General features: G+C 67.7%; 14 protein-coding genes. 4 read left to right on the top strand and 10 right to left on the bottom strand.

The window, feature by feature from the left end; genetic code table 11:
* From F3J15_RS34995 to F3J15_RS34985, 3 genes are all read left to right on the top strand, one after another.
* On the top strand, window positions 1-985 hold a 985-nt coding region (locus tag F3J15_RS34995; RefSeq protein ID WP_166896980.1), incomplete at its 5' end, for a flagellar hook-length control protein FliK.
* Window positions 982-1,299, top strand: a complete 318-nt coding sequence (locus tag F3J15_RS34990) for an EscU/YscU/HrcU family type III secretion system export apparatus switch protein (protein WP_166896978.1) — start codon at window positions 982-984, stop codon at window positions 1,297-1,299. The genes F3J15_RS34995 and F3J15_RS34990, both read left to right, overlap by 4 nt.
* A 267-nt stretch (window positions 1,300-1,566) precedes the next feature.
* A complete protein-coding gene (locus F3J15_RS34985) occupies window positions 1,567-2,301 on the top strand; it encodes a PepSY-associated TM helix domain-containing protein (protein ID WP_166896976.1) in 735 nt (244 codons plus the stop codon).
* Between the two features lie 115 nt (window positions 2,302-2,416).
* Here F3J15_RS34985 and F3J15_RS34980 read toward each other — a convergent pair whose 3' ends face one another.
* From F3J15_RS34980 to F3J15_RS34935, 10 genes are all read right to left on the bottom strand, one after another.
* Window positions 2,417-3,442 carry an XdhC family protein gene (locus tag F3J15_RS34980; protein WP_166896974.1) on the bottom strand — a complete coding sequence of 342 codons (1,026 nt, stop codon included), beginning with the start codon at window positions 3,440-3,442 and terminating at the stop codon, window positions 2,417-2,419.
* A gap of 209 nt (window positions 3,443-3,651) precedes the next feature.
* Window positions 3,652-4,155: a hypothetical protein gene (locus tag F3J15_RS34975; protein ID WP_089426546.1), complete on the bottom strand. Its 504-nt coding sequence runs from the start codon at window positions 4,153-4,155 to the stop codon at window positions 3,652-3,654.
* Between the two features lie 544 nt (window positions 4,156-4,699).
* Complete coding sequence (locus tag F3J15_RS34970) at window positions 4,700-6,106, bottom strand: amino acid permease (RefSeq protein ID WP_011353504.1); 1,407 nt, start codon at window positions 6,104-6,106, stop codon at window positions 4,700-4,702.
* A 216-nt stretch (window positions 6,107-6,322) separates the two neighbouring features.
* Entirely contained in the window at window positions 6,323-6,979 is a 657-nt protein-coding gene (rqpR, locus tag F3J15_RS34965; protein ID WP_039354771.1) for a response regulator transcription factor RqpR, read from the bottom strand.
* A 7-nt stretch (window positions 6,980-6,986) separates the two neighbouring features.
* Complete coding sequence (rqpS, locus tag F3J15_RS34960; RefSeq protein WP_166896972.1) at window positions 6,987-7,802, bottom strand: quorum system sensor histidine kinase RqpS; 816 nt, start codon at window positions 7,800-7,802, stop codon at window positions 6,987-6,989.
* A 416-nt stretch (window positions 7,803-8,218) separates the two neighbouring features.
* Entirely contained in the window at window positions 8,219-8,989 is a 771-nt protein-coding gene (locus F3J15_RS34955; RefSeq protein ID WP_034179295.1) for a ferredoxin--NADP reductase, read from the bottom strand.
* A 234-nt stretch (window positions 8,990-9,223) separates the two neighbouring features.
* Window positions 9,224-9,871 (bottom strand): LysE family transporter, encoded by a 648-nt coding sequence (locus tag F3J15_RS34950; RefSeq protein WP_166896970.1) that lies wholly within the window; start codon window positions 9,869-9,871, stop codon window positions 9,224-9,226.
* Between the two features lie 119 nt (window positions 9,872-9,990).
* The gene (locus F3J15_RS34945) at window positions 9,991-10,806 is read right to left on the bottom strand and encodes an endonuclease/exonuclease/phosphatase family protein (RefSeq protein ID WP_166896968.1); all 816 of its coding nucleotides are present in this window, start codon (window positions 10,804-10,806) and stop codon (window positions 9,991-9,993) included.
* Window positions 10,807-10,811: 5 nt separating this feature from the next.
* Complete coding sequence (locus tag F3J15_RS34940; protein ID WP_166896966.1) at window positions 10,812-11,300, bottom strand: hypothetical protein; 489 nt, start codon at window positions 11,298-11,300, stop codon at window positions 10,812-10,814.
* A 146-nt stretch (window positions 11,301-11,446) separates the two neighbouring features.
* A complete protein-coding gene (locus tag F3J15_RS34935) occupies window positions 11,447-12,166 on the bottom strand; it encodes a nitroreductase (RefSeq protein WP_166896964.1) in 720 nt (239 codons plus the stop codon).
* A 228-nt stretch (window positions 12,167-12,394) separates the two neighbouring features.
* Between F3J15_RS34935 and F3J15_RS34930 the strand changes: the two genes are divergently transcribed.
* Window positions 12,395-13,307: AAA family ATPase (locus tag F3J15_RS34930; RefSeq protein ID WP_166896962.1), on the top strand; the 913-nt coding region annotated here is incomplete at its 3' end.

The raw sequence follows: 13,307 nt of genomic DNA, 5'->3' as shown, positions 1-13,307 counted from the left end.
TGCGGCAGCGCGCGAAGCGGCGGCGACGTTGCCCGTCGCGGCGCTGCGCGCGGCGCTCGCGCAGGCCGTGAGCGAAAGCGGCCTTTTCTACGAATCTCATCTCGCGCAGTGGCTGGCCGGCCAGCGTCCGCTAGCGGCGCTGATGCGCGAGCCGCAGGCGCGCCTCGCGGCCGCGCTCGCACCGGCCGATCCGGATGCCGCACGGCACGGCTCGACCGACCTGCTCGACGAGCTGCTCGAGCCGCGTCCGCCATTGGCTGCGACCGCGCGCGCAACCGCGCCGCCGGGCACGCCGGCCCAAGGCGGTGCACCGGCTAGGGACCCCGCACAGGCCTTGCCGGCAGGCGCGCGGCAAGGGGCGTCGCTGCCGCACGATACGGCCGATCTGCTCGGCGACCGGCCCGATGTGCGCTGGACACCCGTGCGGGCCGAGCTGGCCACTGCGGCGTCCGATTCGCCGGCGCAGACGCTCGCGACCGTGCATCCGGCCACCGTGCCGCTCGTCAGGCAGCAGCTCGACGCGCTCGCGACCGACCAGTTCCGCTGGGCGGGCGAGGCGTGGCCCGGCGCGCGGCTCGACTGGACGATCGAGCCCGACGATCCGGGCAACCGTGCGTCGCGCGGTGACGGCGACACGGGCGACGGCATGGCTTGGCGCACGCGCCTCACGCTGACGTTGCCGTCGCTCGGCACGGTCGACGCGGAGCTGGTGCTGAACGGCACGCAGCTCGTCGCGCGGCTGCGTGCGAACCAGACGGGTGCCGACCGCCTCACGCGGCACGAGGCGGCGCTGCGGCAGCGGCTCGAAGTGTCGGGGCTCAAGGTGGGCGGGCTGTCGATCCGCGCGGTCGACGACGGCCCGGACGGCTTCGACCTATTTGCGGCCCAGGCGGCGGCTGCCGCGTATGCGCGCGGTTCGGCGTCGGCCTCGGCCGGCGGCCCGGCGACGCGTGCGCCGGATACCGACGACGAGGTGCTGCCATGAGCATGACGTCCCGCAAGCGCGCGGCCGCGCTCGTCTACGATCCGAAGGGCGGCGATGCCGCGCCGCGCGTGGTCGCGAAGGGCTATGGCGCGCTCGCCGAGATGATCGTCGCGCGCGCGCACGACGCCGGGTTGTACGTGCATACGGCGCCAGAGATGGTGTCGCTGCTGATGCAGGTCGATCTCGACGACCGGATTCCGCCGCAGCTCTACCAGGCGGTCGCGGATCTGCTCGCGTGGCTGTACTCGCTCGACCGTGCCGCCCCCGCGCCGGACGCCGCCGCATCGCGCTTTCCGCTGCCGCCGCTGCGCTGAACGGCGCTGCGCCGCGCGATTTCTTACGAAATGCCGCCTTGATCTTGCAAGGTCATTCTGTCGGTATTTTTCGCCTATCGATCGGCATCGTGCTGCAACGGTCGTGCTTCGCCCGAATTTCCTCGCTCGACGGGCTCGCCGCGGCGTACCCGGCGGATTGAGCCTGTAATAGATTTGTGTAATGATATCCATTCTCATTTTCATGCTGCCCGGGCGGCGCGCACGCTTTGCGCGCCGCCGTTGTTTTGAACGAATGGAACCTCTCGCGTGAACGCGCCCGAAACGATCAATCCGCCCCGGACTGGGGCTTCCCGCGCGGGCGTCACCGTGCTGCACCCGGCGGCCCGCCCGCTGAGCGACGACGAACTGGCCGCACGCCGCCAGCGTTCGCGCCGCGCGACCTTCATCAAGTGGCTGCGCAAGGTGCATGGCTGGGTCGGGCTGTGGGGCGCGGTGCTGGGGTTGCTGTTCGGCGTGACGGGCGTGCTGCTCAACCACCGCGCGCCGCCGCTGAAGATTTCGACCGGCGAGCCGCAGGTCGAGGAGATGCAGATCGCGCTGCCGGATCCGGCGCCGAAGACGCCCGCCGCGATGACGAAGTGGCTGCAGCACGAACTGCATTTCGACGGCAAGCCGGGCCGCATGCGCAAGGAGCCGGCGCAGCCCGTCGCGTGGGGCGACAAGCGCGTGATGCAGCCGGAGCACTGGCAGATGGGCCTGTTCGGCCCGCACCAGAACCTGCAGGCCGAATACTGGGTCGGCAACGGCTACGTCGCGGTGAAACGCACGGGCAACACGTTCCTGACGACGCTGAACAACCTGCATCGCGGCGTCGGGATGAATCTCGGCTGGGTGCTGTTGATGGACACGATCGCGGGCTCGCTGATCCTGCTGTCGCTGACCGGCGTGCTGCTGTGGACCGAGCTGAACAAGCGCCGCACGGTCGGCGTCGTGCTGGTGGTCGGTTCGGTCGCCGCGGCGCTGGCCGCCGGCCTGACCTGATCGGCGGCCCGCGCCGGCCTGGCGCCGGCGCGTGCGCTTTCGTCGGTTTCGTCCGCTTCGCCCGTCGCGGACGCGTACCGTACCCGGCGCGACCCCGCGCCGGAGTCGCTGGCGATCAGAGGCCGCAGGCCACGCCGCTGTTTGCGGCGATCTCGCGCGCGGCCTTCGCGCCCTCGACCTGCAGGATCGTCGGCAGCGACACGTTGTTCTTCGCGGCGGTGATCTCGGCGAGGATCGAGATCGCGATTTCCGGCGGCGTCCGGCTGCCGATATAGATGCCGGCCGGCCCGTGCAGCCGGGCCAGTTCCGCTTCGTTCAGGTCGAATTCGCGCAGCCGCTCGCGCCGTGCCGCATTGTTGCGCCGCGAGCCGAGCGCGCCCACGTAGAACGCGGGCGTCTTCAGCGCCTCCATCAGCGCGAGATCGTCGAGCTTCGGGTCGTGCGTGAGCGCGATCACCGCCGAGCGCGCATCGAGGTTCATGTCGAGTACCGTATCGTCGGGCATCGTGTGCACGACGCGCGTACCCGGCACGTCCCATGCATCCGTGTATTCCTCGCGCGGATCGCACACCGTCACCTGGTAGTCGAGCCCGACCGCGATCTGGCACAGATAGCGCGACAACTGACCGGCGCCGATCACGAGCATCCGGTAGCGCGGCCCGTGGATCGTCACGAGCCGCTCGCCGTCGAACGCGAGCCCGTCGGCCGCCTGCGCGGGCGACAGCGATGCGCGGCCGGTCGCGAGCGTCATCGTGCGCGTGACGAGGCGGCCGGCCTCGACTTCCGCGCACAGCGCGGCGATCCCGCTGTCGCGCGTGAGCGGCTCGAGCACGAGCTGGATCGTGCCGCCGCACGGCAGCCCGAAGCGGTGCGCTTCCTCGGCCGTCACGCCGTACTTGAGCGCTTCCGGGCGTGCATCGGCCGCGATCCCGCTTGCGTGCACACGGGCGATCAGGTCGTCCTCGATACACCCGCCGGACACGGAGCCGACCACGAGCCCGTCCTCGCGCACCGCGAGCATCGCGCCTTCGGGGCGGGGCGACGAGCCCCACGTCTTCACGACCGTCACGAGCAGCACGCGGCGCCCTTCTTCGAGCCAGCGCGCGCTGGATTTCAATACATCGAGATCGACGCTTTCCATCATCTTCTTCCTGTTGCCGGGCGACACCGCCGATGCGGGCCGCCGTTCGATGGCGCGATTATGAACCGGCCGCGGCAAGCGTGCAGGCAACGACGGAACGCGCAAAACGGGAAGGGAGAAGCGCAGCAGCGAGGAAGGCGGGCAGGGCGGCCGGAGACGGGCCGCCGGCAGGTCGCCGGGCGGACGCATCCGCCCGGCGGGTCACTCCGTCAGAGCGAGCCCAGGTACTGCGTCAGGTTGCGGATGTTGTTGTCATACGCGTTCGGCGAGCCGAGCTCGACGCCGCCGCTGCGCACGTAGTACTCGAACGGCACGGAGCGGGTGCCGAAGAACGGCAGGAAATTGTCCGGTTGCAGCGTCGTGCCGTTCAGGCCGATCGCCCAGTTCCGCGACTTGTACAGCTCGAGCTCGCGGATGGTCGCCTGGACCTGGTTCGTCTCCGACGCGCGAATCGCGGCGATGTGCTGCGTCAGCGTCTCGATGTTCGCCTGGTAGGCGCTCGGTTCGCCGACCGAGACACCGCGCGCGCGGACGTAGTAGCTGAACGGCAGGTTGCGCTCGGTGAAGAACGTCAGGAAACCGTCCGGCGCGAGCGTATCCCCGTTCAGCCCGATCGCCCAGTTCTTGCTTTGGTAATCCTTGAGCCCCGCGATCGTCTGGTTGGCCGCGCTGATTTCGACCTTCGCCGTGACGTTGACCAATGTATTGCTCATGACAGACCTCTCTGGTTCTTGTTGAACTTCGGACAGGTACCGCGACATGCCTCCGGACGGAGGCAATAAAATACCGTCGACCGGATTATCCGGCCGTGATTGTTTTTAATTAAAAATATGCTGAAAATTAGTTTTTGAACGCGCGCTGAAGTTGTGCTTTATAAAAAGGCGCTTCGAGGAAATCGATCGCATCCCGCCGCGCTCCTGCTGCGGCTCGTGCCCCGTCTGGTCTAGGCGGGGCGGGTGTGCGACCGGCCGACCTGAATACTAGGTTGGCGAATGCCAGAGTTCAATGTCGGCCGCGTGATTATTTTCATCTATTCATATTCAATTCAATCGAATTACATTTTTAATCGATAAATATGCCGATCCGAACCGAATATATCGGCATTCGGAAAATGACCAATGGGAACCGGAATTGACGTGCGGATCGTTGCAGGAAAGGCAACGTGGCGGCGGGACGGGTGAAGGCAGGGCGGGGAGGGGGCGGGGCCGGCGTCCGGCCCCGCGGGTGCGTACCGTGCCGCGAGCGGCACGGCGGCGCTCAGTGCGCGTCGTGGTGACCGTGCGCGAGCTTCGAGTGGTGGCGCGAGTACAGGAAGTAGATCACGAGGCCGATCACGAGCCAGATGCCGAACGCGGCCCACGTGATGGGCTGCAGGTTCAGCATCAGGAACAGGCACGACGCGACCGCGAGGATCGGCACCACCGGCACGCCGGGGCAGCGGAACGCGCGTGGCAGGTCGGGGTGCGTGCGGCGCAGCACGAGCACGGCGATCGACACCATCGAGAACGCGGCGAGCGTGCCGATGTTGATCAGCTCGGCGAGCACGTTGAGCGGCACGAGCGCGGCGATCAGCCCGAAGAACAGGCCGACGAGCCAGGTCGTCAGGAACGGCGTCGCGTAGCGAGGGTGCACGCGCGACAGCGCTGCCGGCAGCAGCCCGTCGCGCGACATCGCGAAGATCACGCGCGTCTGGCCGTAGCTCATCACGAGGATCACGGTCAGCATGCCGAGCACGGCGCCGAGATCGATGAAGCCTGCCACCCACGTTTCACCGGCCTTCTGCAGCGCGTACGAGATCGGGTGCGAGATGTTCGCGTACTGGGCCGACGGCACGATGCCGGTCGCGACCGCGGCGACCGTCACGTACAGCACCGCGCACACCGCGAGCGACGCGATGATGCCGATCGGCAGGTCGCGCTTCGGGTTCTTCACTTCCTCGGCCGCCGACGACACCGCGTCGAAGCCGATGAACGCGAAGAACATCACGGCCGCCGCGCCGAACACGCCGTTCCAGCCGTGCGGCATGAACGGCTTCCAGTTCGCGGGCGTCACGTGGAACACGCCGACCGCGATCACGAGCAGTACGACCGACACCTTGATGAACACCATGATGTTGTTGATGCGGGTCGACTCGCGGATGCCGATCGACAGCAGCGTCGTGATCACGATCATCACCAGGAACGCGGGCAGGTTGAACCACGTGACGACGCCCGGCACCGCACCGGGCGCGGCCGTCAGCACGGTGGGCAGCGTGAGTCCGAAGCCCTGCAGCAGCGACTGCAGGTAGCCCGACCAGCCGACCGATACGGCCGACGACGCGAGGCCGTACTCGAGCATCAGGTCCCAGCCGATGATCCACGCGACGAGCTCGCCGAGGGTGGCGTACGAATACGTGTAGATCGAGCCGGCGACGGGGATCGTCGACGCGAACTCCGCGTACGACAGTGCGGCGAGGCCGCAGGCGATCGCGGCGATCACGAACGACAGCATCAGGGCGGGGCCGGCCTGCACGGCGCCGGTACCGGTCAGCACGAAGATACCGGTGCCGATGATCGCGCCGATGCCGAGGAAGGTGAGGTCGATCGCGCCGAGCGCTTTCTTGAGCCCGGCGGCATGCGCGCCGGCGATCATGCGATCGACGTTTTTCTTGCGGAAGAGAGACATTGCGGATGAATCGCCAGCGCGCGCGGGCGCGGTAGCGCTGACTGAGTGAAAACCCGCAATTTTAGCCGATTTGGCGCACAAGACCCGCTGCGTCGCAGCGGTTCGTCACAAAATCGTCCGATAAAACAAGCGCTTGCGCTTCAGGCGGGCGACAGCGGGCGGCGGCGCGGCATGTGCCGCGTCGCTGGCCCGGACGAATCGGGTGAGCCGGGGAAATCAGGCGCCGGCCGTGGGCGCCATGTCGACGAGCCGATTGCTCATCACGTAGAACGTGAGCTCCGCGTTGTTCGACAGCCGCATCTTCTCGAGCAGCCGCGACCGGTACACGCTCACCGTCTTCACGGACAGCGACAGCGTGTTCGCGATGTCGGTGAGCCGCTTGCCCGACGCGAGCATGCAGAGCGTCTGGTATTCGCGGTCGGACAGCTTCTCGTGCGGCAGCGGTTCGTTCTCGAACGACACGTATTCGGCGAGCGCCTCGGCCATCGCGGGGCTCACGTACTTGCGGCCGGCCGCGACCTGCTGGATCGCGCCGATCATCTGCGCGGCGTTGACCGTCTTCGACAGGTAGCCGGCGGCGCCGGCCTTCAGCGCGCGCACCGCGTACTGATCCTCGCGGTACATCGAGAACATCAGCACCGGCGTGCGCGGCAGCTTGCGCTTGAGGCGCTTGAGCACCTCGATGCCGTTCGTGTCCGGCAACGAGATGTCGAGCAGGATCACGTCGAATTCCTGTTTGTCGACGGCGGCCATCGCGTCGCCGCCGGTTTCGGCCTCGGTGACGTCGCGCGCGACGCCACGATCGATCAGCAGCTGGCGGATCCCTTGCCGGACGATCGCGTGATCGTCCACGAGCAGGATGTTCAGGCTCATGACGACCTCACGAAAGCGACGCGCGGCGGGCCGCGACGGGCACCGCGAGCAGCGAATCCCAAGCGAAGCGCGCGGTGACGCGCGTGCCGTGGCCGGTTGCCGGCGTGGCCGTCTCGAAGCTGCCGCCGAACGCCTCGCAGCGGGCGCGCATGCCGGCGAGACCATAGCCGGTGCGGCGGCTCCGGGAGAAACCGGTCCCATCGTCGGAGACAATCAGTGACAGATGCGTGCCGTCGGTGGCGATCCGCACGTCGACCGACGTCGCGCGTGCGTGCTTCGCGACGTTCGACAACGCTTCCTGCGCGACGCGGAACACCGCGAGCGCGCTGGCTCCGGCGATCTGCGTCAGGCGCGCGTCGGCCGCACAGACGAAGCTGGTGCGCAGGCCGGTGCGGGCCGCATGGGTGTCGGCCCACGACGACAACGCGCCGACCAGGCCCGCGTCGAGCGCCGGCGTGTCGCGCTCGTCGATCAGCCGGCGATTCGCGTCGGTCGCGGCGTCGAGCGCCTGCTGCGCCAGTTCCAGCGCGCGCAGGCAACCCTCCGGCGCATCGGCCGGCAGCCACGTTTGAACGTTTGCGAGCGCGAATCGCGCAGCGGTGAGTTCGGCGCCGAGCCCGTCGTGCAGTTCGCCGGCCAGATGGCGGCGGGCCGCTTCGTCGGCGGCGAGCAACTGGGCGGACAGCGCTGCGATCCGCGCGGCGGAGGCGCCACGTTTCGACGCGGCGTCGGCAATGGGCGGAGTCGCGACGCAGCCCGGCACGCGCTGTTGCGACGGGAACGGGGCGTGGGCGCCCAAAGGCGCGTTAAGCGACGTATCCATGACTCTCCCTGCTGTCAGAAAGCGGTTCAGACACCGGCTGGCTGCGTGGATCGGCTGCCGTTTCGATGACGGTCGCCGCCAGAGAATCGCCCCCTGCCGAGGTAACAAAAGTTACGTTTTGTAACACTTGCATCCGACCCTTCCACTCTCATCCGAACGGCAACCGCGCGCGGCGAATAATATCTCAAAATTTCTGAAAAGGTCATGTCGGGCGGACATTTAAGGGTAAATGTGAATAATCGGGATGAAGGTGTTGTAGGAAAAACACTGACACCCGAGCACCGGACGATGACGTATCCAAATGTAACTATTTGAGATGAGATGATCCCAATTTGTTACGAATTCGCCAAGTAGGGACGAAAAAAAACCGGAGCTTTCGCTCCGGTTCTTGATGATGCGCAAAATTTGGGGATCGATCAGTCCACGAACGCGCGCTCGATCACGTAGTGGCCCGGTGCGCTGTTCTTGCCTTCGACGAGGCCGGCCTGCTTCAGCAGGTCGGTCGTGTCCTTCAGCATCGCGGTGCTGCCGCACAGCATCACGCGGTCGTTTTCCGGCGAGAACGGCGGGACGTCGAGATCCGTGAACAGCTTGCCCGTTGCGATCAGGTCGGTGATCCGGCCTTCGTTGTCGAACGCTTCGCGCGTGACCGTCGGGTAGTAGACGAGCTTTTCCTTGATGATGTCGCCCAGGTACTCGTGGCCCGGCAGGTCATGCTTGATGTAGTCCATGTACGCGAGCTCGCCCTTCAGGCGGCACGTGTGCGTCAGGATCACCTTGTCGAAGCGGTCGTAGATGTCCGGATCGCGGATGATCGACATGAACGGCGCGAGGCCCGTGCCGGTCGACAGCATCCACAGCGTCTTGCCCGGCAGCAGGTTGTCGGCGACCAGCGTGCCCGTCGGCTTCTTGCCGATCAGCACCGTGTCGCCCACCTTCAGGTGCTGCAGGCGCGACGTCAGCGGGCCGTTCTGCACCTTGATGCTGAAGAATTCGAGATGCTCTTCGTAGTTCGGGCTGACGATCGAGTAGGCGCGCGCGAGCGGCTTGCCGTCGACCTCGAGGCCGACCATCGTGAATTCGCCGTTGTTGAAGCGCAGGCTCGCCTCACGGGTGCAGGTGAAGCTGAACAGCGTGTCGGTCCAGTGATGGACGGATTGGACGGTGGCGGTGTCGTATTTGCTCATGGCTTTGAAAACGGACGCGCGTGGCGAACGCGAGTAACGGGCCCAAAAACGGGCAAAAAACCGAGTGCGACGGCCCGATCACGGATCGGCCGGCCGGCGCGTCGGACACGCGCCTTCTCGATGACAGACGGTTGAGGAACTCGTTATTTTACCCTGTTGACGCCGTTCGCGGGCTTGACCCCCGTGGCCGCGCGGATTTGGCGCAACGAATCATTTCAATTGCCTTTCGGTTTTTCAGCGCTCGGCCGCGAGTTTCGCGCCGAGGCCGACGAGCGCCACGCCGCACAGCGCGTCGAGTGGGCGCCGCACGCGCCGGTAGCCGCGCTGCGCGCGCGGGCTCGCGAACAGGTACGCGACGCACGAATACCAGCCGGCCGACAGCACGCCGATCGTCACCAGCACCGCGCCGTTGAACCACAGCGGCACGTGCGCGGGCAGCATCGCCGCGAACACGCTGGTCCAGAACGCGCACGATTTCGGGTTCGTCAGGCAGGTGAACAGGCCGCTGCGATACGCACGCAGGTAGTCGCGCGCGTGCGGCGCGGCCAGCGGCGCGCGTTCGTCGGGCGCGTCGGCCGGCGCCGCATCGCGGCGCACGCCCGCGCGCAGCAGCTTGAAGCCGAAATACACGAGGTACACGGCGCCGCCGATCCGGATCGCCTCGTACAGCCATTCGACCTGGTGCAGCACGGCCGCGAGGCCGAGCATCGCGAGCGTCGCCCACGCGATCGACGCGGTGCCGACGCCGAGCGCCGACGCGGCACCGAGGCTGCGCCGGCCCGCGAGCGACAGTTGCGAAATCATGAAGAAATTCGGGCCGGGCGTGATCGCCGCGACGAGATAGACGACGGCGATTTGCAGCAGGATCGGCAGGTAGGTCATGGCGGCGCGGCCCGGCGGCGGGGCGGAGCGGAATAGGCAAGTCGTTAATGTAGCGCGCGCCGCGCGGCCGCGCTTTGGCGGCGCGCAATCCGGCCGAGATCGGGCCGAGGTGGGGAGCCCTATTGCGGCTCGAGGCGCAGGCGCGCGATGTACGGCAGGTGGTCCGACAGCCACGCGGCCTCGCCGGACGGCGCGCGCCATTCGAGCGGCGTCAGCCCGCGCACGAACATCTTGTCGAGCGCGAGCGCCGGCGAGAACGCGGGGAACGTGCGGCCCGATTCGCCGAGCAGCGTCGCGACCTCGGACAGCCCGATCTCGCCGAACAGCGCGACCGAATCGTTGCGCCAGTCGTTGAAGTCGCCGGCGAGCATCAGCGGGCCGTCGCCAGCGTTGCGCACGATCCAGTGCGCGATCCAGTGCATCTGGCGCAGCCGCGCGGCACGCGTGAGCGCGAGGTGCGCGCACAGCAGCGTGACCGGGCGCGAACCCGCGAGCGTCGCGCGCGCGACCAGCAGGCCGCGCCGCTCGAAGCGGTGTGCGGAGATGTCCCAGCGGCCGCCGAGGTCGAGCGGATGCGGTGACAGGATCGCATTGCCGTGCCGCCACGACGGCTTGAACACGTTCGGACCGAGCGCGATCTGCCAGTCGAGCGCATGCGCGATCTCGGTGGCCTGGCAGTGCCAGATGTCGTCGACCGTGTCGTCCATCTGTGCGCCGAAGCCGGGCGCGAGCACGGGGCGCGGCATGCGGCGCGCCATCGCTTCCTGCAGGAAATACACGTCGGCGTGCGTCGACTGCATCCAGTTGCGCATCGCGTTCCACGCGGTGAAGCCGAGCGGCGAACGGCCCTTGTGCAGGTTCCAGCTGACGGCGGTGATTTCGTCGGGGGCGGCGTGCGGTTCGGCGAACGGCAGGGACAGGGCGTCGGCGGACATGACGCTCAATCCTTTGCGACGTGCGCACGCACGCGGTACACGAGGTGCGGATGTTGCTCGACGAGCGTCCAGTCGGTCCACGCGTCGGCGCCGACCGTCAGGCCGGGGTGGCTCGCGACGATTTGCCGCGGCGACGCGGGCACGCACGGATCGGCCGGCTTCGCGCCTTCGTCGTCGATCGTTTCCTGCACGTCGAGCGCGACCGACACCGTGTTCGCGCCGGCATCGACGGTGAGCGGCGCGACCGTCACCGACCGCGAGCGCTCGGTCGGCACGACGCGCGCGGCGTTGCCGCAGCCGACCGGCACGGCGGACGGATAGCGATGGGTATCGGTACGGGTCTGACCCACGGTGGTGCGCTGCTGGAACGTGTCGATGGTCTGACCGTCGCGTGCGACCTGGATCTCCCACGCGACGGAGGCCGGTGCGGGGCTCTGCGCATGGGCGGCGAGCGCGATGCTCGCGAGCAGGACGGCCAGGCCGTGTTTCAGCATGAAACGTCTCCGGAAACGCGCAATAGCGGGGAACGGACGCACATCTTACGCCCGATCGATTTCGATCGCGATGTGACAGGACGCGTCGCGGCAGGTTCGGAGCACGATGCGTACCTGTTCGAAAGGTAGGGCCGCGTCATGCGTTTTCAAGCGAAAAAGCGCGTGAACTCGGCGACCGGCGCGCGCTCGGTGACGAGGCGGTTCTCGATCGCGTCGGGGTCCGCATGGCCGAGCGACATCCCGCAGACCAACTGCTCGTTGGCGGGAATGCCGAGGTGTTCGGTGACGATCCGGTGAAACGGCACAAATGCGGCCTGCGGGCAGGTATCGAGCCCGCGTGCGCGCGCGGCCGTCATCACGCCCTGCAGGAACATCCCGCAGTCGAGCCATGCACCGTAGGTCATCACGCGGTCGAGCGTGAAGAACAGCGCAACCGGCGTATCGAAGAACCGGAAGTTGCGGGCGTGCTGCGCATGGATGCGCGCCTTCTCGTCGCGGCCGATGTTCAACAGGCCGTACAGGTCCCAGCCGACCTTGCGGCGCCGGTCGATGTACGGCGACACCCATTCGCGCGGGTAGTAGTCGTACTCGGCGACGTATTTCTCGTCGCGCGCGGGATCGTCGTACGCCGCGGTCAGCGCGGCGGCGAGCGCATCGCGCGTGGCGCCCGTCGCGACGTACACGCGCCATGGCTGGATGTTGGTGCCCGACGGCGCGCGGCTCGCGGCTTCGAGGATCGCCTCGAGCGTGTCGCGCGGCACCGGCGTCGGCAGGAACGCGCGGACCGCACGGCGTGACGTGAGCGCCGCGTCGACGGCGTCGATCGCATCGGCATCGACGCGCGGGACAGCAGTGGGGACGGACATCGGCATACCTTCGAGGCGGGGGCGACGCGCCGCGCGGGCGCGGTCGGCCGGGCCGGTGCGGCGGGTGGGTGAACCGACGATCATACGCCGCGGCGCGCCGGCGTGCAGCGCGCGCGGCTGTTAGCAGCAGACGCGCGTGGCTGCTTGCTTGCGCGGGAATACGGGATCGCTACACTGAAATCGTAAGGGTCTGATGGTCGTGTGACGGCAAGCGGCAGCGAGGTTGGTATGACGACGGCGATGGTGAAACAGGAACTGGCGGTGGCATCCTTCAGCACGGTGTACGACCTCGAGCAGGTCGAGACGGCGTTGAATGACCTGAACGAGAGCGCGAGCGACGCATTGCGCGCCACCTACGAGAGGATGCTCAAGACGGGCAATCTGCGCTTCTGCGTGAAGCCGAACCGGATGCCGTCGTTCGACGCGCTCGGCGAGGCATTGCCCAATTTCGCCGAGCCGCTCGAAGACGTGCGCAAGCAGGTCGCGCTGTGCCTCGAAACGGAGGACCGGCTCGAACTGATGCCGATCCTGCTGCTCGGGCCCCCGGGCATCGGCAAGACGCATTTCGCGAAGGCGCTCGCGCTACTGCTCGGCACCGCGTACCACTACGTGCCGATGAGTTCGCTGACGGCCGGCTGGATCCTGTCGGGTGCGTCGTCGCAATGGAAGAACGCGAAGCCCGGCAAGGTGTTCGATGCGCTGGTGAACGGCAGCTACGCGAACCCGGTGATCGCGGTCGACGAGATCGACAAGGCCGGCAGCGATGCGCAATACGATCCGCTCGGCGCGCTGTATGCGTTGCTCGAGCACGACACCGCGCGCGCATTCATCGACGAATTCGCGGAAGTGCCGATCGATGCGGGCAACGTGATCTGGATCGCGACCGCGAACGAGGCGCACGCGATTCCGGAGCCGCTGCTCAACCGGATGAACGTGTACGAGATCGAGCCGCCCGATGCGGCCGGCGCGCGCCGGATCGCGCAGACGATCTACGACGAGATCCGCACGTCGCATGCATGGGGGCGGCGCTTCCCGGACACCCTCGGCGACGACGCGCTCGACGTGCTGGCCGCGACGCCGCCGCGCACGATGCGCCGCGCGCTGCTGCACGCGTTCGGCGCCGCGCGGCTCGACGGGCGCG

Origin of the sequence: Burkholderia sp. Ap-955, from assembly GCF_011753045.1 — a bacterium.
Classification (GTDB): Bacteria; Pseudomonadota; Gammaproteobacteria; order Burkholderiales; family Burkholderiaceae; genus Burkholderia; species Burkholderia lata_D.
The sequence above is the reverse complement of the archived record's forward strand: the minus strand, read 5'-3'. Positions and strand labels throughout refer to the sequence as shown.